This window comes from Alishewanella jeotgali KCTC 22429 (genome assembly GCF_000245735.1).
GTDB classification, from domain to species: domain Bacteria; phylum Pseudomonadota; class Gammaproteobacteria; order Enterobacterales; family Alteromonadaceae; genus Alishewanella; species Alishewanella jeotgali.
Genome location: NZ_AHTH01000017.1, coordinates 1 through 23,093, shown reverse-complemented (window position 1 = coordinate 23,093; position 23,093 = coordinate 1). Strand labels below are relative to the sequence as shown.

At 47.1% G+C, this 23,093-nt stretch carries 34 protein-coding genes and 1 pseudogene; 18 read left to right on the top strand and 17 right to left on the bottom strand.

Going from position 1 to position 23,093, the window contains the following annotated elements; all coding sequences use genetic code 11:
- Window positions 1-84 precede the first annotated feature (84 nt).
- Window positions 85-996 carry a UDP-3-O-acyl-N-acetylglucosamine deacetylase gene (lpxC, locus tag AJE_RS07025; protein ID WP_008950267.1) on the top strand — a complete coding sequence of 304 codons (912 nt, stop codon included), beginning with the start codon at window positions 85-87 and terminating at the stop codon, window positions 994-996.
- Between the two features lie 57 nt (window positions 997-1,053).
- Here lpxC and AJE_RS07020 read toward each other — a convergent pair whose 3' ends face one another.
- Window positions 1,054-1,515: a DUF721 domain-containing protein gene (locus AJE_RS07020; RefSeq protein WP_008950266.1), complete on the bottom strand. Its 462-nt coding sequence runs from the start codon at window positions 1,513-1,515 to the stop codon at window positions 1,054-1,056.
- Between the two features lie 241 nt (window positions 1,516-1,756).
- Between AJE_RS07020 and secA the strand changes: the two genes are divergently transcribed.
- Together secA and mutT are read left to right on the top strand one after the other, a co-directional pair.
- The gene (gene secA / locus AJE_RS07015) at window positions 1,757-4,477 is read left to right on the top strand and encodes a preprotein translocase subunit SecA (RefSeq protein ID WP_008950265.1); all 2,721 of its coding nucleotides are present in this window, start codon (window positions 1,757-1,759) and stop codon (window positions 4,475-4,477) included.
- Window positions 4,461-4,877 (top strand): 8-oxo-dGTP diphosphatase MutT, encoded by a 417-nt coding sequence (gene mutT, locus AJE_RS07010; protein ID WP_008950264.1) that lies wholly within the window; start codon window positions 4,461-4,463, stop codon window positions 4,875-4,877. The genes secA and mutT overlap by 17 nt, the downstream gene beginning before the upstream one ends.
- Window positions 4,878-4,902: 25 nt before the next feature.
- Here the strand turns inward: mutT and yacG are convergent, their stop codons facing one another.
- The 6 genes from yacG to pilB all read right to left on the bottom strand — a co-directional run bounded on the left by yacG (window position 4,903) and on the right by pilB (window position 10,464).
- On the bottom strand, window positions 4,903-5,136 hold the full coding sequence (gene yacG, locus AJE_RS07005) for a DNA gyrase inhibitor YacG (RefSeq protein ID WP_008950263.1): 234 nt from the start codon (window positions 5,134-5,136) through the stop codon (window positions 4,903-4,905).
- A 55-nt stretch (window positions 5,137-5,191) separates the two neighbouring features.
- Window positions 5,192-5,941: a cell division protein ZapD gene (zapD, locus tag AJE_RS07000; RefSeq protein ID WP_008950262.1), complete on the bottom strand. Its 750-nt coding sequence runs from the start codon at window positions 5,939-5,941 to the stop codon at window positions 5,192-5,194.
- Complete coding sequence (coaE, locus tag AJE_RS06995) at window positions 5,941-6,573, bottom strand: dephospho-CoA kinase (RefSeq protein WP_008950261.1); 633 nt, start codon at window positions 6,571-6,573, stop codon at window positions 5,941-5,943. Before coaE ends, zapD begins: the two co-directional genes overlap by 1 nt.
- Window positions 6,570-7,448: a prepilin peptidase gene (locus AJE_RS06990; RefSeq protein WP_008950260.1), complete on the bottom strand. Its 879-nt coding sequence runs from the start codon at window positions 7,446-7,448 to the stop codon at window positions 6,570-6,572. The genes coaE and AJE_RS06990 overlap by 4 nt, the downstream gene beginning before the upstream one ends.
- The gene (locus tag AJE_RS06985; protein ID WP_008950259.1) at window positions 7,448-8,677 is read right to left on the bottom strand and encodes a type II secretion system F family protein; all 1,230 of its coding nucleotides are present in this window, start codon (window positions 8,675-8,677) and stop codon (window positions 7,448-7,450) included. Before AJE_RS06985 ends, AJE_RS06990 begins: the two co-directional genes overlap by 1 nt.
- Window positions 8,678-8,760: 83 nt before the next feature.
- Window positions 8,761-10,464 (bottom strand): type IV-A pilus assembly ATPase PilB, encoded by a 1,704-nt coding sequence (pilB, locus tag AJE_RS06980; RefSeq protein ID WP_008950258.1) that lies wholly within the window; start codon window positions 10,462-10,464, stop codon window positions 8,761-8,763.
- Window positions 10,465-10,745: 281 nt separating this feature from the next.
- On the opposite strand from pilB, the gene AJE_RS17960 reads away from it, so the two are divergent.
- From AJE_RS17960 to AJE_RS17945, 4 genes are read left to right on the top strand one after another with little or no spacing between them, the layout of a single operon-like run.
- Window positions 10,746-11,246: a GspH/FimT family pseudopilin gene (locus AJE_RS17960; protein WP_008950257.1), complete on the top strand. Its 501-nt coding sequence runs from the start codon at window positions 10,746-10,748 to the stop codon at window positions 11,244-11,246.
- Window positions 11,239-11,661 (top strand): type IV pilus modification protein PilV, encoded by a 423-nt coding sequence (gene pilV / locus AJE_RS17955; protein ID WP_008950256.1) that lies wholly within the window; start codon window positions 11,239-11,241, stop codon window positions 11,659-11,661. The genes AJE_RS17960 and pilV overlap by 8 nt, the downstream gene beginning before the upstream one ends.
- Before the next feature lie 12 nt (window positions 11,662-11,673).
- A complete protein-coding gene (locus AJE_RS18530; RefSeq protein ID WP_008950255.1) occupies window positions 11,674-12,522 on the top strand; it encodes a PilW family protein in 849 nt (282 codons plus the stop codon).
- Window positions 12,523-12,530: 8 nt separating this feature from the next.
- Entirely contained in the window at window positions 12,531-13,697 is a 1,167-nt protein-coding gene (locus tag AJE_RS17945) for a PilX N-terminal domain-containing pilus assembly protein (protein ID WP_008950254.1), read from the top strand.
- A gap of 77 nt (window positions 13,698-13,774) precedes the next feature.
- On the opposite strand, the gene AJE_RS06955 is transcribed toward AJE_RS17945, so the two are convergent.
- Window positions 13,775-14,581, bottom strand: a complete 807-nt coding sequence (locus AJE_RS06955; RefSeq protein ID WP_008950253.1) for a substrate-binding periplasmic protein — start codon at window positions 14,579-14,581, stop codon at window positions 13,775-13,777.
- Window positions 14,582-14,863: 282 nt separating this feature from the next.
- On the opposite strand from AJE_RS06955, the gene AJE_RS06950 reads away from it, so the two are divergent.
- From AJE_RS06950 to AJE_RS06930, 5 genes are all read left to right on the top strand, one after another.
- The gene (locus AJE_RS06950; RefSeq protein ID WP_039928212.1) at window positions 14,864-15,340 is read left to right on the top strand and encodes a hypothetical protein; all 477 of its coding nucleotides are present in this window, start codon (window positions 14,864-14,866) and stop codon (window positions 15,338-15,340) included.
- Window positions 15,341-15,460: 120 nt separating this feature from the next.
- A complete protein-coding gene (locus AJE_RS06945) occupies window positions 15,461-15,748 on the top strand; it encodes a nucleotidyltransferase domain-containing protein (protein WP_008950251.1) in 288 nt (95 codons plus the stop codon).
- Window positions 15,745-16,209 carry a hypothetical protein gene (locus tag AJE_RS06940; protein WP_008950250.1) on the top strand — a complete coding sequence of 155 codons (465 nt, stop codon included), beginning with the start codon at window positions 15,745-15,747 and terminating at the stop codon, window positions 16,207-16,209. The genes AJE_RS06945 and AJE_RS06940 overlap by 4 nt, the downstream gene beginning before the upstream one ends.
- A 95-nt stretch (window positions 16,210-16,304) precedes the next feature.
- A complete protein-coding gene (locus tag AJE_RS06935; protein ID WP_008950249.1) occupies window positions 16,305-16,724 on the top strand; it encodes a nucleotidyltransferase substrate binding protein in 420 nt (139 codons plus the stop codon).
- Complete coding sequence (locus AJE_RS06930) at window positions 16,721-17,026, top strand: nucleotidyltransferase domain-containing protein (protein WP_008950248.1); 306 nt, start codon at window positions 16,721-16,723, stop codon at window positions 17,024-17,026. The genes AJE_RS06935 and AJE_RS06930 overlap by 4 nt, the downstream gene beginning before the upstream one ends.
- A 52-nt stretch (window positions 17,027-17,078) precedes the next feature.
- On the opposite strand, the gene AJE_RS06925 is transcribed toward AJE_RS06930, so the two are convergent.
- From AJE_RS06925 to AJE_RS06915, 3 genes are all read right to left on the bottom strand, one after another.
- A complete protein-coding gene (locus AJE_RS06925) occupies window positions 17,079-17,357 on the bottom strand; it encodes a CopG family antitoxin (RefSeq protein ID WP_008950247.1) in 279 nt (92 codons plus the stop codon).
- Between the two features lie 100 nt (window positions 17,358-17,457).
- A complete protein-coding gene (locus AJE_RS06920) occupies window positions 17,458-17,739 on the bottom strand; it encodes a BrnA antitoxin family protein (RefSeq protein WP_008950246.1) in 282 nt (93 codons plus the stop codon).
- On the bottom strand, window positions 17,714-17,998 hold the full coding sequence (locus AJE_RS06915; RefSeq protein WP_008950245.1) for a BrnT family toxin: 285 nt from the start codon (window positions 17,996-17,998) through the stop codon (window positions 17,714-17,716). Before AJE_RS06915 ends, AJE_RS06920 begins: the two co-directional genes overlap by 26 nt.
- Before the next feature lie 258 nt (window positions 17,999-18,256).
- Between AJE_RS06915 and AJE_RS06910 the strand changes: the two genes are divergently transcribed.
- The 4 genes and pseudogenes from AJE_RS06910 to AJE_RS18990 all read left to right on the top strand — a co-directional run bounded on the left by AJE_RS06910 (window position 18,257) and on the right by AJE_RS18990 (window position 19,711).
- The gene (locus tag AJE_RS06910) at window positions 18,257-18,427 is read left to right on the top strand and encodes a hypothetical protein (RefSeq protein ID WP_008950244.1); all 171 of its coding nucleotides are present in this window, start codon (window positions 18,257-18,259) and stop codon (window positions 18,425-18,427) included.
- Window positions 18,428-18,583: 156 nt separating this feature from the next.
- Window positions 18,584-18,814 carry a hypothetical protein gene (locus AJE_RS18995; protein ID WP_420167170.1) on the top strand — a complete coding sequence of 77 codons (231 nt, stop codon included), beginning with the start codon at window positions 18,584-18,586 and terminating at the stop codon, window positions 18,812-18,814.
- Window positions 18,815-18,903: 89 nt separating this feature from the next.
- Window positions 18,904-19,236, top strand: a complete 333-nt coding sequence (locus AJE_RS06905; protein ID WP_039928224.1) for a type II toxin-antitoxin system PrlF family antitoxin — start codon at window positions 18,904-18,906, stop codon at window positions 19,234-19,236.
- 23 nt (window positions 19,237-19,259) lie between these two features.
- Window positions 19,260-19,711, top strand: a pseudogene (locus tag AJE_RS18990) (type II toxin-antitoxin system YhaV family toxin).
- 91 nt (window positions 19,712-19,802) lie between these two features.
- Here the strand turns inward: AJE_RS18990 and AJE_RS06895 are convergent.
- Window positions 19,803-20,099 carry a CcdB family protein gene (locus tag AJE_RS06895; RefSeq protein ID WP_008950241.1) on the bottom strand — a complete coding sequence of 99 codons (297 nt, stop codon included), beginning with the start codon at window positions 20,097-20,099 and terminating at the stop codon, window positions 19,803-19,805.
- A complete protein-coding gene (locus AJE_RS06890) occupies window positions 20,099-20,344 on the bottom strand; it encodes a type II toxin-antitoxin system CcdA family antitoxin (protein WP_008950240.1) in 246 nt (81 codons plus the stop codon). The genes AJE_RS06895 and AJE_RS06890 overlap by 1 nt, the downstream gene beginning before the upstream one ends.
- Before the next feature lie 422 nt (window positions 20,345-20,766).
- Here AJE_RS06890 and AJE_RS06885 point away from each other — a divergent pair, with 422 nt between their 5' ends.
- Window positions 20,767-21,108: a DUF4258 domain-containing protein gene (locus AJE_RS06885; RefSeq protein WP_008950239.1), complete on the top strand. Its 342-nt coding sequence runs from the start codon at window positions 20,767-20,769 to the stop codon at window positions 21,106-21,108.
- A 10-nt stretch (window positions 21,109-21,118) separates the two neighbouring features.
- Complete coding sequence (locus AJE_RS06880) at window positions 21,119-21,565, top strand: helix-turn-helix domain-containing protein (protein ID WP_008950238.1); 447 nt, start codon at window positions 21,119-21,121, stop codon at window positions 21,563-21,565.
- A 202-nt stretch (window positions 21,566-21,767) separates the two neighbouring features.
- Here the strand turns inward: AJE_RS06880 and AJE_RS06875 are convergent, their stop codons facing one another.
- The 4 genes from AJE_RS06875 to AJE_RS06860 form a co-directional block, all read right to left on the bottom strand.
- Window positions 21,768-22,043 (bottom strand): BrnA antitoxin family protein, encoded by a 276-nt coding sequence (locus tag AJE_RS06875; RefSeq protein WP_008606745.1) that lies wholly within the window; start codon window positions 22,041-22,043, stop codon window positions 21,768-21,770.
- Window positions 22,027-22,296 carry a BrnT family toxin gene (locus tag AJE_RS06870; protein WP_008950237.1) on the bottom strand — a complete coding sequence of 90 codons (270 nt, stop codon included), beginning with the start codon at window positions 22,294-22,296 and terminating at the stop codon, window positions 22,027-22,029. The genes AJE_RS06875 and AJE_RS06870 overlap by 17 nt, the downstream gene beginning before the upstream one ends.
- A 120-nt stretch (window positions 22,297-22,416) precedes the next feature.
- Complete coding sequence (locus tag AJE_RS06865; RefSeq protein ID WP_008950236.1) at window positions 22,417-22,611, bottom strand: hypothetical protein; 195 nt, start codon at window positions 22,609-22,611, stop codon at window positions 22,417-22,419.
- The coding region (locus tag AJE_RS06860) for an ATPase (protein ID WP_008950235.1) at window positions 22,604-23,093 on the bottom strand (490 nt) is incomplete at its 5' end. The genes AJE_RS06865 and AJE_RS06860, both read right to left, overlap by 8 nt.

Sequence of the window (23,093 nt, the reverse complement as noted above, 5' to 3'; positions counted from 1 at the left end):
TTCAGCCAATATTTGGCATAGTTGCAGTCATGTGCTATGCTTCGCGCCCATTTTGTTTGCTTAGTAAATGAGCAGGATAAAATTATGATTAAACAACGTACCATCAGCCAAACAGTCAGTTCTGTCGGCGTCGGGTTACACAAAGGGGAAAAGGTTACGCTTACTCTCCGGCCTGCACCCGATAACACTGGAATTATATTCCGGCGTGTAGACCTGGACCCGGTAATTGACTTTAAGATCACGCCATCACTGGTCGGTGATACGGTGATGTGCACCTGTTTAATTAATGAGCAGGGCGTGCGCCTCTCTACTACCGAACACCTGATGGCCGCTATCGCCGGTCTGGGCATCGACAATCTGGTGATTGATGTCGATGCGCCGGAAATCCCGATTATGGATGGTAGTGCCAATCCTTTCGTCTATCTGTTGCTGGAAGCAGGTATCAGCGAACAGCGGCTGGCAAAAAAGTTTATCCGTATTAAGCAGACTGTGCGGGTAGAAGATGGCGATAAGTGGGCCGAGTTTAAGCCTTACAACGGCTTTAAACTGGACTTCGCCATCAGCTTTAACCACCCGGTCATTTCTGAAACCACCCAGCATCTGGTGATGGATTTCTCTGCTGCGGCCTTTATCAAAGAAATTAGCCGTGCCCGCACCTTTGGTTTCCTGCATGAAGTGGAATACCTGCGCGCTAACAACCTGGCGTTAGGTGGCAGCATGGATAACGCCGTGGTGCTGGACGAATACCGGGTATTAAACCAGGACGGCCTGCGTTACGACGATGAGTTTATCAAGCACAAAATTCTGGATGCCATTGGCGACCTGTACATGGCTGGTTACAGCATTCTGGGTGAATTCCGCTCTTACAAGACCGGTCACGCCCTGAATAACCAGCTGTTAAGTGCCGTATTAGCTAATCAGGAAAACTGGGAATTTGTGACTTTCGAAGACAAAGCCGAGATGCCGATTTCGTTTTTGGCGCCGCAGTTGGCTTAACTGCCATTTGTGAAATGTTAAGAGTTGAATTGGGCCGCTATGCGGCCCGATTTGTTTTCAGGGTTTCAGTAAGCGCTGCAAAGCTTGTTGTACCGGGCCATCACTGCTGGCGGCTAACGCGGCCAGTTGCTGACGATTCTGTTCGCTAAGACCACCTTTTTTCACCTGATAGGCTACTGCTGCCTTTTCCTGCACACTGAACGGTTTATTCTGACCATTGGGCGAAACTTCGATGTCGAGACCCGCTAAATCAGGCAAGATTTTCTGCCGGAAATTGGCTAAAATGGCGTCGCGTTGCATTTTCAGGCGGGTGGCCCAGGCCGCTGAGCTGCATAAAATGACAGCCCGGCCATCTTTGATATTCGCAACCTGACAAAAGCCCAGTTGTGGCGTTTGCAACAGCTCGGCCAGAACCTGATTAAACTGGCTGAGCACGCTAAACTGCTGTTGAATACCCGATAGCTGACCGTGGCTTAACAGCCGGCTCAGATCTTCAGGTTTATGGTTATAGCGTTTCATCAGGCAAGGTACCACAGACAGATATCGGCAAAAATTGTAGCAGTTTTTTGCATACAGCCATAGCTTAAGCCTTGAAAGGCACTGTTTTTAGCGCCATATCCTGCTAACATCTGCCAACAACTGGCCTGGTGCGCAGGTAACAGCAAAAATTAATACTGGCGTCGCCAGGGCTGCAATCACCTTAGTTGCCTCAGCAAGCGGCGTAGGGCATGCAGTTTAAACTTAATATGGTATTGGGATAATGTTTGGAAATCTTTTCGCCAAAATAATTGGCAGCCGTAACGACCGCTATTTGAAGAAACTCAAAAAGATCGTTTTGCAAATCAATGCACTGGAAGCCGATTTTGAAAAGCTGAGTGACGAACAACTTAAAAATAAAACCAGCGAATTCAAGCAACGGGTACAAAGCGGCACTACCCTGGATGAAATCTTACCAGAAGCCTTTGCCACAGTACGTGAAGCCAGTAAGCGCGTATTTGGTATGCGACACTTCGACGTACAGTTAATGGGTGGTATGGTTCTGCATCAAGGGAAAATTTCTGAAATGCGCACCGGTGAAGGTAAAACCCTGACCGCGACCTTACCCGCCTATTTAAACGCCTTAAGTGGCAAGTCGGTACATGTGATTACCGTCAACGACTATCTTGCCAAACGCGATGCCCAAACCAATGAACCCTTATTCAGCTTTTTGGGTTTAAGCGTAGGGGTAAATGTGCCAGGCTTGCCTCATGTCGAAAAACAAAAGGCTTATGCCGCCGATATCACCTATGGTACTAACAACGAATTCGGTTTTGACTATTTACGTGACAATATGGCGTTTTCTCCGCAAGATCGGGTACAGCGTGACCTGGCTTACGCCATTATTGACGAAGTCGACTCAATCTTAATTGATGAAGCCCGTACGCCGCTGATTATTTCTGGTCCTGCCGAAGACAGCTCCGAGCTCTACAAGCAAATCAACAAGCTGGTACCTTTACTGGAAAAACAGGACAAGGAAGACGAAGAAGGAAATCACGGTGATGGCCACTTTACCGTGGATGAAAAAGCACGTCAGGTATACCTGACTGAGCAAGGCCAGATTAAAGTTGAAGACATGTTGCGCGAGCAGGGACTGATCGCCGAGCACGATACGCTGTTTTCTGCGGCCAATATTACCCTGTTGCATCACGTTTACGCGGCATTGCGCGCCCACCAGTTGTTTAAGCGCGATGTGGATTATGTCGTCAAAGACGGTGAAATTGTCATTGTTGACGAGCATACCGGCCGGACTATGGAAGGCCGCCGTTGGTCAGAAGGTTTACATCAGGCGGTGGAAGCTAAAGAAGGGGTTCGGATCCAAAACGAAAACCAGACGCTGGCCTCTATAACCTTCCAGAATTACTTCCGTTTATACAGCAAACTGGCCGGTATGACCGGTACAGCTGATACAGAAGCTTTTGAATTTCAGCAAATTTATGGTCTGGAAACCATCGTAGTACCTACCAATAAACCCATGGTACGTAACGACATGGCTGACCTGGTCTATCTCACGGCAGAAGATAAATATAATGCCATTATCGAAGATATTAAGCAGGCTCGGGATGCCAAACGCCCGGTACTGGTGGGTACAGCTTCAATTGAGAGCTCAGAGTACTTATCCAGCCTGCTGCATAAAGCCAAGATCCAGCACCAGGTTCTGAATGCCAAATTTCACGCCAACGAAGCACAGATTATCGCTGATGCCGGCCGGGCCGGTACCGTTACCATTGCCACTAATATGGCGGGTCGGGGTACTGATATTGTGCTGGGGGGCAGCTTACAGGCAGAGTTAAAAGCTTTAGGCCCTGAAGCGACAACAGAACAAATTGCACAAGCTAAGGCCGACTGGCAGCTGCGGCATGATGCAGTTATCGCTGCCGGTGGTTTGCATATTATCGGTACAGAACGTCATGAATCGCGCCGTATCGATAACCAGCTACGTGGCCGTGCTGGTCGTCAGGGGGATCCCGGTTCTTCGCGTTTCTATTTGTCGTTAGAAGACGCACTGATGCGGATTTTCGCCTCTGACCGGATGGCAGGCATGATGCGTCGCCTTGGTATGGCGCCAGGCGAAGCCATCGAGCACCCTTGGGTTAGCCGGGCCATTGAAAATGCCCAGCGCAAAGTAGAGGCACGTAACTTCGATATCCGTAAGCAGTTACTCGAATTCGACGATGTAGCCAATGACCAACGTAAAGTAGTATACGAACAGCGTAACGACTTACTTGATGCGGCTGATATTTCTGACACCATTCATGCTATCCGGGAAGATGTGGTTGAGCGGGTGATTAACGAATATATTCCGCCACAGTCACTGGATGAAATGTGGGATATTCCTGGTCTGGAACAGCGTTTGCAAGCCGATTTCGGTGTTGAGTTACCCATAGCTCAGTGGCTGAAAGAAGACAAAAAGCTGTTCGAGGAAAAACTGCGCGAACGCATTCAGCAAGATGTGGCCGCTGCCTATGCCCTGAAAGAGCAAATGGTCGGCGCTCAGGTACTGCGTCAGTTCGAAAAGGCTATTATGCTGCAGAGTCTGGACAGCCACTGGAAAGAGCACCTGGCAGCAATGGACCACCTGCGCCAGGGCATTAACTTGCGTGGCTATGCCCAAAAGAACCCGAAGCAGGAATATAAACGCGAAGCCTTCGAACTCTTTACCACCATGCTGGAAAACCTGAAGTTGGATGTGATTGGTATCTTAAGCCGGGTACAGGTTAGAGCATCAGAAGATGTTGAGGCGGTTGAAGAGCAACGTCGCAAAGCCGATCAGGTTCCGCATCAATATCAGCATGCTGCCGCTGAGCAAGTCGGTGGCGAGCTGCCAGAGGGGGTGAAAGGCGCTACACCAGCTTACCGTGATGGCATGAAAGTTGGTCGTAATGATCCCTGTCCGTGCGGCTCAGGTAAAAAATATAAGCATTGTCATGGCCAACTCAGTTAAGCCAGTCCTCCATGTCGCGGTTGGCGTTATTCTGCGCCAACAGCAGGTGTTGCTAGCAAAGCGGGCGGCAACTAAGCATCAGGGTAACCGCTGGGAATTTCCCGGCGGTAAACTGGAGCAAGGTGAAACCGTGCTGGCTGCGCTAAAACGCGAGTTGGTGGAAGAAATCGGCATAGCAGTGCAGCACGCCGAGCCCTTTATGCAGCTGCAGCATGAGTATCCGGAGCGCTGTGTGTTGCTGGATATTTATCTGGTTACTGACTTTAGCGGTGAGCCACATGGCGCTGAGGGGCAGCCATTATGTTGGGCAGATCTTAGTGAGTTGCACCAATTATCATTGCCCGATGCGAACCAGCCGATCGTGGATAAATTGCAGGCGGCTTTTCTGGCAGGCGCTTAGCCTGCAGTAACCGCCAGCCATTGCGTTACTCTTTAAAAAACTGGTTATCTTTCGCCAGAAATTCCTGCTCTAACTCCGCCAAAAACTGCTCTGACAGCGCCGAATCGATGGGCTGCTTGTCGGCAATGCGGTGGTTTTCTGCCGCCCAATCACCCAGGTCAATCAACTTACAGCGCTCAGAGCAAAATGGCCGGAACGGCGACTCAGCCGCCCAGACGACTGTTTTTTCACAGGTTGGACATTTGACAGTGGTGGCCATGGATTTTCCTACAACAGCTAAAACACGGCCGGCAGTGTAGCAGAATCATCAGGTGTTAGCAGCACGCCAATTGAAAACTGATATCATTGCTACAGGCACTGCGTCCGTCCTGTTCTGATAGCTGCATAAATCGGATGGCGTAACGGTACCTGTTACCACTAACGGTCGGAAAAGAGCAGCAGTCTTGCGAGTATTTAATGCGCAGTAACTCGTATTGTTCGGCGTTTTGTTGATAGAAGCCATTCTCAGCCTGTAACAACATAAATTCACCGCGTTGACGAATAAAATTCAGTACGAACGCTAGCGTTTGTTCGGTCAGGGCCAGCTGCGCCAGCCAGTCACTGATTTGTTGTTGTTGCTCAGCAGCTGGCAGCTTTAGCCAGTATTGCAATTGTGGTACATCAAAATAGCAACAGCCTCCGGGCAAAGCAAAACGTTGCCGCAAAGGCGCTAAAAACTTGTCGTCTTTTAATGGCACTGCCAGCTTGCCGCAGCGTAACAATGCCGTTTGGTAGCGTAAGGCTTGTTGCAGAATTGATTGTAGTTTTTGATCTGATACAGCCGGATGAGTTGACCACTGTACCAGCTGACTTTCACAACGTTCTAAGTCTTTTAACAAGTCCGGCTTGATATCATTACGATCCAGCATATCCAGTAGGTTAAATAAAGTACTGAAAAAACTAAGTTGCTGGGCTTCAGCTTCCGCCTGACGTAAACCGGAAAGTTGCGCAAATAAGTGCTCAATCCGCAAATAAGTGCGGATTTTGGTGTTCAGAGGATGTTCGTATACTATTTCAGCAGTCATCACTGCTCTTTGAGTCTTATTTCTCGGCTAAGTTCAAGATATTTTTCATGTAAATGCGCAATTTGTTCAGTGAGTTGCGACAAACTGCCATTATTGTCAATGATATCATCAGCCCGGGCCAGTTTTTGTTGCCGGCCCAGTTGCGCGGCCATAATGGCTTTTACCTGCTCAGCATTATTCTGATCGCGTGCTATGGTGCGTTTTAACTGGGTTTGCTCGCTAACATCGACCAGCAATACCCGGTCGCAGAATGTATCCAGACCGTTCTCCAATAGCAAGGGAGCAACCAGCAGCGCATAGGGTGTAGGCAGGGCGGTTAACTGGGCAAACAGCTGCTCCCGGATCGCCGGATGCAGTAACTGTTCCAGCCAGAGTTTGGCGGTCTGGTCACTAAAGATGCGCTGGCGCAGCGCAGCGCGGTTTAAGCTGCCATCGGCCTGCAATAACTCAGCACCAAAGTGCTCGCTAATAGCGGCTAAGGCGGGTGTGCCGGGTGCGACTATTTCGCGTGCCACGATATCGGCATCAACATAACCAGCACCCAAAACACGAAACTGCTCGGCTACAGTGCTTTTACCGCTGCCGATGCCACCGGTTAAGCCAATCAGTAGTTTGCCGGTTAGCGTACTCATAGGCCGAGGTAAGACAGATAAGCGCCGGTAAGTTGTTCGCCCCATAAGATGGCAATCCAGCCTGCTGCTGCGATATAGGGGCCAAAGGGGATAGGCGTGGCTTTATCTTTACCCTGAATACTCAGCAGTGTTGCCCCGATCACCGCCCCTACCAGCGACGAGAGCAGAATAATCAAGGGCAGTTGTTGCCAGCCCAGTAAGGCACCAAAAATGGCTAACAGCTTAAAATCACCATAGCCCATGCCCTCTTTACCGGTTAGCAGCTTAAAGCCCCAATACACCGCCCACAGGCTTAAATAACCGCAAGCCGCACCTAAGATCGCCGTCGCCGGATCGACCAGGGCATGCTCGCTTAAACTAAATACTAAGGCCAGCCACAACAGTGGCAAGGTAATCTGATCCGGCAGCAGCATCTTGTCGATATCGATAAAACTGAGGGCAATCAAACCAAAGGTGATCAGTAACAAGATCGCGGCTGTGGTGGTGACGCCAAATTGCCAGGCAACCGTGGTGGCTAATAGCGCTGTCAGTAACTCTACGGCCGGATAGCGGATACTGATCCTGGTATGACAATGCCGGCAGCGGCCTTTAAGCAACAACCAACTGAGCAGCGGAATATTATCACGGGCGGCAATGGGCGTATGGCAACTGGGGCAGGCGGAGCGTGGCACGGCCAGGTTAAAACGCTCAGTTACTGCACTGGCGGGCGCTTGCTGAAAATAGGCCTGAAACTCAGCCTGCCATTCCCGCTCCATCATCAGTGGCAGGCGGTAAATCACCACATTTAAAAAACTACCGATGACCAGACTAAACACAAACACCAACAGCAGATACAACCAGCTGTGCTGTTGTAATAACAGGATAAATTCTGACATTAAACAATATTACCCATCTGGAAGATTGGCAGATACATAGCGATAATCAGGCCACCGATAATCACCCCCAGTACCGCCATAATCAGCGGCTCTAACAGGGCGGTTAGGCCATCGACCGCATCATCCACTTCCTGCTCATAGATATTAGCGACTTTGGCCAGCATACTATCCAGCGAGCCAGACTCTTCACCAATCGACACCATCTGCACCACCATTTCCGGGAAACAGTCGGTTTGCTTCATCGCAAAGTGCATCTGGTTACCGGAGGAAACTTCGTCGCGCACATCTAAAATCGCTTTTTTATATATTTCATTGCCAGCCGCGCCGGCGGAAGATTCCAGTGCTTCAATCAGCGGCACCCCGGCAGCAAAGGTCGTCGACAAGGTACGGGCATAACGCGCTACCGCGGCCTTATTTAAAATCATGCCAAATACCGGGGCTTTAAGTAGCATCGCATCACAGGCGGTGCGAAACTTGAGGTTATTGTTATAGCCTTTGCCTGTGAGATAGCCAGCAACAATAATAGCGCCCAACACCACCCACCAATATTTTTGCATTAACTCGGAAATACCGAGTACAAAAAGGGTAAAACCCGGCAGTTCAGCACCAAAGCTGCCAAAAATTTCCGCAAATTGCGGCACCACAAAGATTAGCAATATGGAGGTTACAATACCGGCGACAACGACAACGGCAGCAGGGTAAAACATGGCTTTTTTAATTTTCGATTTTAAGGCTTCGGCTTTTTCTTTATAAATCGCGATCCGATCGAAGATTTTATCCAAAGCACCAGACTGCTCGCCTGATTTCACCAGGTCACAATAGAGATCATCAAAATACTTAGGATGCTCGCGCAGGGTGTCAGATAATGGTAAACCGGCTTGAATTTTTATCGAAATTTTTTGCATCAGGCTGCGCAGGCTTTTATTGTCAGAGCCATTGGCAATCAAATCAATAGATTGCACCAGCGGTACCCCGGCGCCCAGCATGGTGGCGATTTGCCGGGTCACCACGGCAATATCCATTGCGGTAATACGTTTTTCATCGCCAAATAGCGATTTCGGTTTCTTTTTTACCGCTGATGGCGTAACGCCTTGCTGGCGTAGCAGCGCCTTGGCTTCGGCGATACTGGTGGCTTTAATTTCACCGCTTTTTTTATCACCTTTACGATTTACACCTTTATAGTTAAAGGTTTGTAGCTCTTTTATTTTGAATTTTATATTTTGAGCCATCAGCAAGGATCCTTATCAGCTCTGTGTGCTACTTTGCAACAGTATAGCTCTTGTTTTCAAAAAGTCTTATGTAAGCCAATAGCTTAACCTTTGGTTACCCGGTTGACTTCCGCCAGGCTGGTAATACCGGCGGCGGCTTTAATCAGGCCCGATTGTCGCAAATTATTAATTCCTTCGCGTTGGGCCTGAGTCGCAATATCTAAGGAGTTACCATTATCCATAATAATATCGGCCATCTTCGGGCTAATTGGCATCACTTCATAAATACCGACCCGGCCTTTATAGCCATTGGTGCAATAATCACAACCCACCGGTTTAAAGATGGTGATTTTATCCAGCTGGTCTTCACGAAAGCCCTGGCGCAATAATTCGGCAGCCGGAATCTGTTCGGCTTGTTTGCATTTTGGGCATAAACGTCGCGCCAGACGCTGGGCAATAATTAACGATACAGAACTGGCGACGTTATAAGCCGGTACGCCCATATTCAGTAAACGGGTTAAGGTTTCCGGCGCCGAGTTGGTGTGCAGGGTAGACAAGACTAAGTGGCCGGTTTGGGCCGCTTTAATCGCAATTTCAGCAGTTTCCAGATCGCGAATTTCACCGACCATCACCACATCAGGGTCTTGCCGTAAAAAGGCTTTCAGTGCTGAGGCAAACGTCAGGCCGGCCCGCGGGTTAACCTGCACCTGGTTAATACCGGGTAAGTTAATTTCGACCGGATCTTCTGCGGTGGAGATATTGGTTTCTTCCGTATTTAAAATATTTAAACCGGTATATAGCGATACCGTTTTCCCGCTACCAGTCGGGCCAGTCACTAAGATCATACCCTGTGGCTGCGCTAACGCATCCAGATAGCGTTGTTTTTGCTCTGGCTCATAACCCAGCACATCGATCCCCAGCATCGCACTGTCGGAATCGAGGATCCGCATGACAATTTTTTCGCCCCACAAGGTGGGTAGGGTGCTAACCCGGAAGTCGATCGATTTTTTCGCCGACAGCTTAAGTTTAATCCGGCCATCCTGTGGTACCCGCTTTTCGGCGATATCCAGTCGCGACATCACCTTTAAGCGCGCCGATAGTCGGGTGGATAAAGCAACCGGTGGGCTGGCGACTTCGTTTAAAATGCCATCAATCCGAAAACGGATGCGGTAACTTTTTTCATAGGGTTCAAAGTGCAGATCCGACGCGCCTTTACGGATGGCATCCAGCAGTATCTTATTGATAAAGGCTATGATCGGCTGATCTTCTTTGTCTGGTGTCGCCGACACGATATCGGCTTGCTCATCTTCCTCCACCACGCCCATCGACGAGAGATCCCAATCTCCGTCATTGCCGCCCAGGCTGTCATAGGCATTTTCGAACAGTTTATCCAGCAGCTTATGCAGTTTGTCGTAATGCACTACCACGACTTCAGCATTCATGCCGGCATTAAATTCAAAGTCTTCAATGGCCGCGATATTGGTCGGGTCGACCACCGCCAGGTACATGGTGCGGCCACGTTTGTTCAATGGCAGCATATCGCTTTTGCGGGTCAGCTTTTCGTTGCGTAAATCTTCCGGAATGGAGGCTGGGTTAAAGAATTCCAGATCCAGGGTCAGATGGTTGCTGATACTCGCTGCCACTTCATGCAGGGTATTGGCATTAATCAGTTTTTCACTGATCAGTAATTCGGGCAAGGTACGATATTGACGGGATTTTTCCAGAATGACGCGCTGAGCTTTATCGCCGTCGATAAAACTTTGCTGAATCAAACGTTTGAGAAGCGTGGAATTGGTATTCACCGCCATAATGGCTATTGGCCTCGGGTATTGAGCTGCCTGTATTAGCTTAAGATTATGCCAGTATCCATAATCTGATCAAGGTATTATCGGTATTTCTGTCTTGTTACACCTTGCTTGGCGCGGCATTTGTGCCAAATCAAGCTTAACCTAACTATTTTTTGTAAAGTATATTGTTAAAAGTTGCTTAATTGATACAATTGCGCAAATTTTACCCTGAATGGGTATGAGATTGGATCCGTGTCCAGCGGTCAGCTCTCCTGCCTCTGCATGGATAATGAGATTAATGGATGAAATCGCATAACCCTACCCTTTTTGCGCGCCACACCGCCGGCTTTACTTTGCCTGAGCTAATGACGGTTTTAGCGATCATGGCCATTCTTGCCATGGTAGTAACCCCTGGTTTAACCGGTTTTATCCAAAGTAATCAAGCAACCAGCGCAGCCAATATGCTTCTGAATCAGTTACAACTGACCCGCAGCGAAGCGGTGAAACAGAGCGCCAATGTCAGCCTTTGCCCTTCTACCGATCAGACAAATTGCGCCGATAGCATTAACTGGCAGGGTTATTTGTTGATTCGGGACAGTAATAAAGTAATTTCAGTGGTGGAAATTCCGACTAATCTCACGATCAAGGCATCTGCTGATGTCGACAAGGTAAGTTTTAATTCGGTTGGTGCTGCATCACAGGCCATTACGTTTAATGTGCAACGCCAGGCGCATTGTTTCAAAGTTGAGCTGCAGCTTAATGGCCGGGCAGAAGTGCGGCGGGGGGGCTGCAGCGATGCGTAAATCTTTGTCCGGCTTTAGTTTATTGGAAGCGCTGATCGCGCTGTTTGTCTTGTCTTTTGGTTTAATTGCCTTGGCATCGTTGCAGCTTAAAAGCTTGCAATATTCACAGTCCAGCTTCCAGCGCAATCTGGCGTTACAGCAAGCAAATGATTTGCATGAGCGCCTCTGGGCCAGTGCGTGTCACCTTAACGAATTAGATTTTAGCGGTTGTGCCAATAACGAAATCTGCAAACAATGGGTGACTGAGCACAGTTCCTCGTTACCCGAATGGGCCGGTTCACTGCAAAAAACCAGTGCGGCGGATGTCAACCCGATAGCCTATAACATCCGGATAAATTGGCGCGACACTAAGTTAGATGCGACCGAAAGCTTTGACTTTCAGGTGTTACTACCCTTGGTGCAATGTGACGAATAACAGGAGCGGAACATGAAGAAGCGGCTGGCCGGGATCACGCTAATCGAGTTACTGATTGGTATGACGCTATCGTTGCTATTAATAGGCGGCGCCTTCAGCGTCTATTTGTCGAATAAGCAAACATCCGAGGCGCGACAGCAGCTCGATAGCCGGCAAGAGGCATTGAGATTTGCGTCCTATACTATCAATCGGATCGTTAAAAATGGTGCCGGTATTGATGGCGGCAGCACCGCAACCGAACTTGCTATCGCCTTTAATCGCAGCAACTCCAGCCCGGATTGTTTAGGCAATACTGATGTTTCGGATGTGGTGGACCGTTTTCGCTTTAATGCGACTGATAAAACGCTGACCTGTAATGATCAGTTATTACTTAGTGGTATCGACCAGCTGTCATTTGCTTATTTGAGTAGCGATAGCAGCGGTAAGTTATGGGTGGTACCAGCAGAGGAAGCGACCTTGGTAAAGGTTGATCTGAGTATCGGAGCGCTAAACACTTCTTTTTCTGCGACTTCCCGTGCCAGTTTAATTAAAACGGAATTGGCGGAGGAGATTGCCGCTGATTTGCCTGGAAGCATCGAAAGTCCAGACACAACTTCGGATGATGTTGACTCTGGTGAGAGTGGCAACGGTAATAACGGTAATAACGGTAATAACGGTAATAACGGTAATAACAGTAATAACAGTAATAGCGGCAACAGCGGTAACGACACGCCGTTCATGTGTCAATGTACTGTTAAGAAAGGTGAAGTGAAAGCTTCAAACAATAAGGTTACGGAGTGCAATTCTTGCTGCAAGACAAGTGCTGCAAATAAAGTAACTGTTCCCGTTGATTTCACAACCCAACTAGGCGTCTGTAATTAGGAGCTGTTATGAAATTAAAGGAGCAAAACTTTAAGCGTTCTCAGAGTGGTATGGCTATGGTTATTAGCCTGGTATTACTGTTAGCTTTGACCTTAATGGTCACCGGCTCAATGCGCGGCAGCCTATTTCAAGAAAAAATGACGGCAAATCAGTTTAATCAAAGCCGGGCTTTGATGGCCGCCGAAGCAGGTGCTGCCGAGGTCTGGAATTGGTTGGTACTACAGGAAGAGTCCGGCCAAATGAACTGGGCCGATGCAACCTGGCAAAGTAGTTTGCAAACGAACTTTAATACTGCCATAGCGGTTGCGGCTTCTAAAGGGCGTTTTACGGTGGAGCAAATTGACTGGAGTAACCCCAGCAAAGTTAGTATTACCGTTCTTGGCGAAGCTATTGATGCCAGTCCTGAGCCTTATGCGGTAGCAAGTACCAAGGTAAATGTCGAGTTTTTACGCCCTATCACTGCGGGCGGTAGTCCTGCTTCGGCTTTTATGGCGGGGTTGCTCTCCGAGGGGAATATTACCGTTAATGGTGGCCCATCCATAAATGGAAATATTCACTCAAACAAAAATGTTACTGTAAATGGTAATTTTAGTTTAGGTTCTACCGGTAACGCTTTTTCCATTAGCGCTTCGGGAACAGCAAAAGGAAAAAATGTTAATTTGGGCCAGGGTTCAAAAATTGAATCTGCTGTAGCTAAAATACAAATACCGTCAGCGACAGACTTTATCAACGCCAATAAAAACAGTGCGAACGTAGTTCAGCTCAATGACTGCACAAATTTACCGGCTGATTTACAGGGAAAAACGTATTTTTGTAATAATAATGTTGTTATTGAAAATGTTATTTCTAATGGCACCATTATGACATTGAATACCATTGATATTCGTGGCGGTGTCAATATGGGCAACAACAAACTTAGCGTTGCACTAATTGCAGCAGGCAATATCACAAACCGCGGGAGTAATGAATCAGCTGCTGTATTCTGGACTGACGGTGCTTTTGAGCAAAATGGTAGTGCCAGACTGAAAGGTGCCGTTGTTGCTAAAGAAGAGTTAGATATTAACGGTAAATACAGTTATACACAGGTTTCTGATTTTGAAGATAATCTTGACGGTGTCGTTGGTGCCAAAAGCCCGCAGAAGTTAAGGATTGCGCGCTGGATTGAACAGCGTTAGTAAAAACGCTCAATTCTGCCGAGTCTTCGTCAATAGTTGATAAAATTGGGCAGGCAAAAGTATTGCCTGCCACCTTCTTACTGCTGATACTTGGCTATTAGCTTAGCCAAACTACCATCCTGCTGTAACTTATCCAGCACCGCATTAATTTGCTGCAATTGCTGTTCGCCGACGCTGCCTTTACTTAACATCAGATAAACTTCTGACTCGGGCAGGCGTAAGCTGCTGGCACTAATATAACGATCCAGACCTTTGCGGCGCAAAATGGCGGTGGCAACCATACTGTCTTCCAGCAGCGCACTGATTTCTTCATCTAACAACCGTGCCATATTTAGCTCGCTAAGCTGGGCACTAACAAAAGACTCCGGCATTTGCCCCAGTAACTCGTCAACCTCAGTGCCATAAAAATAGCCACTAACTAATCCGATCTTATGCCCGGCCGACAGCATTGCCGCTAAATTGGGGAAATTAAGTTGAGCATCCTGACGTTGATACAACACAAACTGTTCTTGCCGGTAGGGCCGGGAAAACCAGGCATAACGCTCACGTTCGCTGCTAATCGAGGCGCCGGGCAAGATATCCAGCTCGCCGCTTTGCAGTTTGCGCAGCAACGCAGCCCAGGTGTCTTGCTCCAGACTTAGCTCACAATTTAATTCGGCGGCCAGGGTTTGCAAAATTTCAATATCCAAGCCCTGAGGCTGCTGACCCTGCCCCAGGTAGTGGTATGGTTCCCAGGCATCAAAGCCAGCGCGTAACACACAAGCTGGGGGATTTTCGACCGCAACGGGCGTTACGTCAGCGGCCGGGCCAGAGTTAGCAGCCGGTTTACAAGCAAGCAGGAGTATAGATAACAACATAACCAACAGTAGAGGAAAGCTGCGCATGGCAAAGCTCCTTACAGGTTTTAGCGTCTCGTTAAGTGTAGCTGGCAGCCTTTAAACCGCCAGTTAAGTTTCGCCGCTTATGGCTGATATTCATCGCGACGAAACAGGCGCTAGAACAAAGATGCTACCATTAAGCGGTTAAGTAAGCCGTTAAACTTAGCCTGGGCTGCCCGCTAATACCAACACTAAGCCGGGTTTGGTGTTAGGGATCTGACCCAGTAGCTTTCTAAATGCCAGACCTTAACCGATACTTAAGCATGACTATTAATCGCAGTCTGTGCTATGAAGATACTACAGAGATTGACCGCCGCGCTGATCTTGCTGCAGCCATTAACCGCCTGCGGGCCAGCATCGGCAGAAAACCCGCTGCCGTTACAGCTCGGTTTTTATGTCGCTGCGGATACGCCCTGTGCTAACGCCTCTAATGCGACTTTATTGCTGCTGCGAGCCGATGGCATAGGTGGCGCCAGAGATTTTTGCCAGTTTCTCAGTATCCGGCAGCTTAGTGCGCAGGACTTTTTGGTTACAGAATCCTGTGCCGATTTTCAAGCTTCCGAAGCTGAACAGCGTTTGGTGCGCTACCAGATTATTGATGCAGTAAGTTTTAAACTGAGCCGGGTTAATACTGACCAGCCAGTGCTAAGCCAACCAACCGATACAGAAGTTTTCTATCAAGGTTTTTATTGCCCGCAGTCGAGTTTGCCTGAACCCTGGCGCGATAATGATTTATCTGACTTGGGTATTAATATTAAGCCATAATAACCTGGGGAGCCCACAGGAGCTGGCCCTGAGGGTTTTCAGTTATGCTACTATGTAAATAAATGATATTGTTCATTATCGTCTGCTGAAAGTGCTGGCAACACACTAAGGTGCAAATATATGCGTCTGTCTGATTATGAAAAATCAGTGATTTTTAAAGCGATCACCGCTGAGGATGCTAATGCCAAAGTGTTTTTATTTGGCTCTAGAGCAGACGATAATGCCAGGGGGGGAGATATCGACTTGCTGGTATTATCACAACACTTTGACAAGCAAAAACTGCGTGCCGCACGTTGGCGAATATTGGAACAACTCGGAGAGCAAAAAATAGATATCATCGCCAGTGCAGATGGCTCAGAACCTTTTGTGCAGTTAATTAAGCCAACCGCTGAGGAATTATCATTGTGAGCAGGTTAAGCTCGGCCTCGCATTTAGCTTTATGTGCATCACAACTACAGGATGCCAGTAAATGGCTACAGCGCTCCTTTGAGCAGTGCCTGCCTATTGATGTCGCTAAGCCGCTTACAGCTGAACAGTATGATGCCTTAGAAAACCTTAGCAGCCGCTTTGCTCGTGTGGTGGATATTTTAATTAATAAGCTTTATCGCGCTATAGATGCCGCTGAATTGCTGGAAGCGGGTAGCTTAATTGATACCATTAATCGGGCAGTTAAAAAAGGGTTGCTTGAAGATAACCAAACAGCCAGGACACTGAAAGATATCAGAAATGAAATCGTACATGAGTATGTGGTAGAAAATTTAAAAAACCTGCAACTCGAGATTCTGCGTTATACCACCATTCTGCTTGAGTTGGTAAAGGTTGCATTGAGCTATATTGACGACAACAAGCTAACGCAACATTCAGATTAAAAGTCGCGGAATTTTGCCAGCGCTGGTTCGGTATCTGCCCCCGAAGGTTTCAGCTATACTCTGCTGATAAGATAATGTTTGAACAAGGAATAACGATGCAGGATATCCGCTGGCAGCAACGTTTTCAAAACTTTCAGCGCGCCTTTGGTTTATTGCGCGAGGCGATGGATCAGGATCTGAAGCAATTAAATCAGCTGGAGAAAGAGGGCATTATTCAGCGCTTTGAATTTACCTTTGAGCTGGCGTGGAAGGTGCTGAAAGACAAAATGGAGCATGATGGTCTGGTTATCGACCAAATTTCACCACGCGCCGTCGTCAGATTGGCCTATCAGGCTAAATATATCGCCGATGCGGAGGTATGGCTGCGAATGATAGGGGATCGTAACTTAATGAGTCACACCTATGACAGCGCTAAGTTTGAACTGGTGTTGCAAGCCATTGCCAGCGACTATTTACCAATGCTAACGGAGTGGCAACTTGGGCTATTAGCAGAAATCGTTCAGGGTCAGGAATGAAGCCGCAGTTTGGTTTGTCGCCGCAGCAGTATGCTGAATTGCTGAGTACTTTAAAGCAGTTCCCGGCAATTGAGTCGGCAATTATTTTTGGCTCCCGTGCTAAGGGCACCATGCACGAACGTAGTGATATTGATCTGGCGGTAACGGGCAAAGCGCTTGACAGGCATATGCTGGCAGAGTTAATGCTGGCATTTGATGAGAGTGATTTGCCATTTCAGGTGGATATACAACTGCTATCCGATATTCAGAATCCGGCTTTGCTTGAGCATATCAGTCGCATTGGTCAGGTAATCTATCCTTAGTTTTCGTCGTTGGCAGTTGATCGGTATTTTCCCCCCGAAGGTTCCAGAGGTTTCAACGCTCCACCTCTTTAAAAGCACCAGAAACATATTTATGCAGGATGCTAGTTACCAAAGATTGATAAGGTAGTCCTTGCTCAAGTGCTCGCCGCTGGATAACTTCTAAATCGCGCACCGAAATCCGCACACTGATTTTTTTGTCTTGTTCGATATTATTGCCAGCGAGTTGCATTAGTGCATTTTTCCGCTCAGGGGAAAAATCTGAAATCAGTTCTTCTGCCACAAAATCATTGATAAGGTCCTGTTCATCAGCGGTATATTTTGGATCGTGCATAGAATTTACCTCAAATACTGCTTGGTTGCTTTACGGCTTGGAATAATCGTTTTCAAAAAAAGTTCATGTTCGGTATCTACGCCCAAAGGTTTGAACTGTTTTAGGGATGTGATTGCATATAATCTTTTAGCGCCTGTTCAAGCCGAGTCTGCCAACCTTTACCACTGGCACGGAAATAGCCGACAACCTCAGGTGACAAACGAATCGTTACGCTTTCTTTTTTAATCGCAGCTTTAGGACGGCCCATTTTTGTCAGTGGCTGAAACTGTGCAAAGTCATCGGCTGTTGCTTCAAAATCATCTGTATCAGCAGCTATCATTTCGTTAATTTGCTGATCCTCTTCCGGCGTTGGCCGATTAAGTTGTCTGTTTTGTTGCTTCATATAATGCGACCTCTCTGCTATTCGCTTTACGTAAGCTGATAATGCGGATGGCATCTTCCCGATGAGTATGCACCACACAGTACAGCCTGTTTTCAGCCGGCATAATGGCATAGCCACGATAACGCACTTCACCATAATCTCGACGCACATCTTCAGCACCTAACCAGGAATCCCAGTCCAGGTTTGCTGCCTCGGACAGTGAAATCCCGCGTTCAGTCTGATTCCTCAAATCTTTTTGTGGATCATAGGTGATATTCATACACTTAGTGTACATACACAAAGTGGTTTAAGCAAATTGAGACGCTGAGATTACAAAGAAAAACAAACCCGCACGAGGCGGGCTTGTGGTTCGGTATCTGACCCCGAAGGTTTGCCACGCAGGTTGGTTTGCTGTTCGGTATCTGACCCCGAAGGGTTATGCCTCGATGGCACCTGCTGGCGCACATTCCGTCGATAATATAAACTTAAGCTATTTTTAGATAGAGAATAAACTCTGAGCTACGTACAGGAAATAACGATGAACCCTAAAATACAACAGTTGGGTCTGCAATTGGTACAACGTCCCAAAATCAAGCCTAAAAAGCAGCTGGATTTAACCGGTGCGGAAGGACAGCAGATCGTTCTTTCTGAAACGAAGTTGGTACTTCGAACCCACGCTAAAACGTTTAAAAAACTGGCTGATATGTGATGGAGCTTATGCTATTCCCATTTGAGCGGGTCGTTGAAATCAACGCTCATATATTAAGCCGGGAACCAGGCATGAGGGGGGCATTGATCTAAACAAGCTTCGTGGGGCATTAGGGCGCATTGATAACGCCATCCTTTATATGAGCAACTCGATGATATTTTTGAAATTGCAGCTAAATACGCAAAATCAATCGCCATTGCTCATGCTATGCCTGATGCTAACAAACGAACAGCATTAGCGGTAGCTTTAGAGTATTTGTCACTGAACGATTATGAAATTCAGGCCCAGCCTGTTGGCCAGCTACGCGAGCGTTACGACCAGCCCACTCACAAAAAACAAACCCGCACGAGACGGGCTTGTGGTTCGGTATCTGCCCCCGAAGGTTAACCCCGAAGGTTAAGGTAATGCGTTTGCATTACCTGCGCGTTGCGACTAAACTAGCCGTTATTAACCAGCTTCAACCTGCGGAGAGTATCATGGTTACACAAATGGCTTTGGAGGCAGAATCAACATTGACAGATCGTTTCCAGACAACAGTACCAAGTTCTGTGCGTCAGGCATTGCATCTGGATAAGAAAGATAAGATTAAATACATCATCCAATCTGATGGCAGCGTGCTGATGCAACGAGCTGATACTGCGGATACTGATCCTGTGCTGGACCAATTTTTATCCTTTTTGGCTGTTGATATGCAAAAGCACCCTGAAAAGTTACAACCCTTATCAGCGAGTATGCGTCAGAGCGTGGCATCGCTGGTCACTGGGGTAGAAGTGGATTTGGATGCAGCCTTGTCTGATGAGGATGAATAACTTTGCCAGACAATGTTCCGATAGTGGTTAATGGTTGGACGCTATTTACCCATCCTCTTTTTGCACAGCAGTACCAAAGGTTGCAAGACAAAGTAGAGGCATTAAAAGCAAAAGATCCACAAGGCTACATTAAGAAAAACGACGCGAAGCGGTTAGCAGCAATCTATAAGCTGGCTTTTGAGATTATTCCCCAAGATCCAACTTTGCCAGATTATCGCCAAGGGACGACATTAGGAGGCCACAATAAACATTGGTTTCGTGCCAAATTTTTCAGCAGTATCGGCTATTCTTTCGTTATCATCTTGAATCGAAAATTATTGTTTATGCTTGGGTCAATGATGAAGACAGCAAACGAGCCTACGACAGTAAGTCGGATGCTTACAAGGTGTTTGCAAAGATGCTCAAGTCAGGGAATCCCCCGGATGATTGGGATGCGCTACTAAAAGCTGCCACGGACGCGCAACGCTCTCCTTAACTATCTAATCCCTTCTTTTGAAAAGAAAATAATCTGGATCGAGATTCGGTATCTGCCCCCGAAGGTTTGAAGGTTCGGAAGCTTTAAAAGGTTAAAAACCAACAAACAGCATATCCAGCGCTTCAGATACTTCTTGTTGATGGTCAATCAGACTGCCAACTTTCTGCTTCAATTCGACCTCTGGTATAGCTGCCATAAATTGCGTTGCCATCAGATAAGCTTGATTGTTAATGTCAAAAATAGGATTTAAGCGTTTGGCCGCTTTAGGTGCATTGTCCAGAGGCAGTAGAGGCACAACTACACGGGTGTTCAGACCAGCTAATAAATCTGTTTGCACATCCAGTAAGTAACCGCTACTACTGGTTAGATAGACATCGAAGCGAGCCATTAGAAATGCCGGTACTTTGCAAGCGGTAAGCCATGCTGAGTAACAAAATCATTTGAGCTTTCAATCGCTTGGTTATTATCTTTAAGCCAGCGCTGCTGTTTTTGCAGTTTAACAGCTTGTGCAAGCCCGGCTTCTGCAGATTGCGAAACATTAATACCCAATAGCTTTGCCTCAAACAATAACTGACTATCAATGGAGAGGTTAGTGCGCTTTTTGTGGCTGGTTACATGGCTGTTGGTTGCCATAGCAATACCCTTACTTGCTGTTGTGTAATAAATATACACACCAATGCGTTACCTTTCAAGCACGCTTTTCAACATGCTCTATTATGGTATACCTACAAGCTACATCACTTGGACAGGCGGGAGAACAGAGAGTTTTCGGGGGCTACAAGTAGCCAGGGGCCGAACGCAGTGAGTCCAAAGCCTTGATCCTGATGGGTGACGGGTGCGAACTATCGCTACCACCAACGAGAACTAAATTGCGAAGGTTTTGGGCTTGCAGGGCGAAAAGATACGCGCACTGGCGTGCGCGCGGGTTCGGTTACGCTATTGACACCGAGAGGCTAATGGGTGACCCCGAAGGTTTGAGGAGTGAGTGGATAACAATGATTGACAATGTGCATGCAGCCTATCAGAATGATAGGTGTCAACTTGATAGGTGATTCATGAGCAACACTGAACCTCAAGGAGTAGATGAATTTCCTCTGACAGAAGGAACGGCCAGGCAGATCATCAATAATTTGGCTGAATATCACACGGGCAGGATCCGCTGGAGTAAACACGTCAAAGAGCGGATGCAGGAACGCGATGTAACTACCGGTCAAATATTGACGCTGTTGAAAAGCAGACATTCTGTATTCCGTGAAGGACCGTATCAGGAAACGAATGGCGACTGGAAATTCAATCTAAAAGGGATGGCGGCGGGGACAGTGATAGAACTGGCTGTTGCGCTGAAAAGTCATCAGCATTCTCCAAGCTCTGTCCTTGTGACAGTTTGGATTAGTTAAGGAGATCTCTATGTATCATTACACTGAAAGTGGCTTGCCGAACGTGTATCTGGTTAATGGCTTTACCGTAGAGACATTGGACGGTGAGGAATACACCAGCATTGACGACATGAACGGTCTGCACAAAACTATTGCTAACGCTATTATCGATAGTCCAAAACCGCTAACTCATCAGGAATTTAGGTTCCTGCGCATTGAAATGAACGTATCGCAAAAAACGTTGGGAACACGTTTCGGTGTGACGGAACAAACGATCGCCCGCTATGAGAAAGGCGAGTCAAGTATTCCCAGAACCACAGATGCAGTTTTACGTTCACTGTATATGGAAAGCCAGCAAAAGAATAACCCGGTTAGCTACTTTCTGGATTTACTCGCAGATACTGAAGCCCAAGCTGCAGCACAAAGTATTCAATTAAAACTGGAAGAAGTGGACGATCATTGGTCTGTTGCAGCTTAAAATTAACAGAGCTCTGGGGGGTTGATAGTTCAGTATCGCAGTTTGGGATTTGGGGCAAAAAGCAAGACCTGACCCCAAAGACTCCTGAGATTACAAAGAAAAACAAACCCGCACGAGGCGGGCTGGTTATTCGGTGTATAAGTCTTAAGTTCTTATTAGTGGAAAAAGTCAAGACCTGACCCCAATGGTTTACGAAGGTCTTTTAATGCGTTGCCAGCCACTCTTTGAGTGCATTATTCATCCGGGTTTGCCAGCCTTTTCCGGTTGCTTTGAAAGCAGCTAAAACATCTGCATCAAAACGAACTGTCGTCGACACTTTAGGGTTATCAGATATAGGACGACCACCACGATTTAATTGTGCCAGTACTTTTGCCGGTAAAACGTCAGATGCGGGTTTGAAACGATCCAGCTCTTCTTTTGTCAGATCGTCACGCAGCTCACCATCTTCTGTAGTTAATGGTCTATTTAACTGTGCCATAGCGCTGTACCTCTCTTTTATTGGCCTTTCGAAAACTGATAACCCGAATGCCATCTGGAATTAGTGTAAACACCAAAGCATGCACGCGGCCATCCAAAATGCCTAATGCTGAGTAGCGTATTTCTCCGTACTCTTTGCGATCATCCTTTGCAATTAATGCTGTGGCAAACTCAAAAAATGCCGCATCATCAAAAGCCAAACCTCGCTCATTAATATTACGCTGATTTTTTTCAGGATCGTAAGTAATGTGCAAAATTGCATCCGAATCTTCAATGTTATATCAGTTATTGTAGTAACAAAAATTAAGGTGATCAAGATAGGGATTCTCTTCGGTATCTGACACCGAGAGGCTAATGGGTGACTCCGAAGGCTCTTAGCCCTGGGGTTCCGAGGTGCTCTGATTTGTTAAAACGGGTGCGTCTGGCCCCTCAAGAACCAGTCGGTTAGCTTGCCACATTACACTGTAATGACCAAGTTTCTTTTTTCGCTCTAATGCTTTACGAACCGCATTACGTAAAGCATTGTGTGTGTCTTCAACTGTATATTTTCCAACATCTTGGCTAGTCATAAGCAGCTCCCTGAATTAAAACATCAAAAAGAGTAGGCTCTTTAATGAGACGAACTTGGCCTTGCTGTTCAAATATAAGCACAGGCTCATCATCGGCGTTCATATAACATTGGCAGTGATCAACCAAAGGCGAGTAATGTAATAGCAAGTTAACCAAACTTCGCGGAAAGCGACGTTTGATATCACGTAGCGGTATGTTATGACCGCCATGTTTTACACGTTCAGCAACACGGAGCTGTGATATATCACTATTTGGAAGAGCAAGATAGATCAATTCTACTTTCCAGCCATCCGCTTGCAATTGTTTTATTAATTTCAAATAAGTGCGGCCTGACAGAGTTGTTTCAAATGCAAATGAGGCTCTCGCTTTAATACGGTTTTGTATTTCTGCAAGAAATAACCTGCTGGCATTCAGTAACTCTTTCTCTGGTGCTAATGGTGACAAGCCTGCCGCTATTAAATCTGCGTTAATAAAACTATCT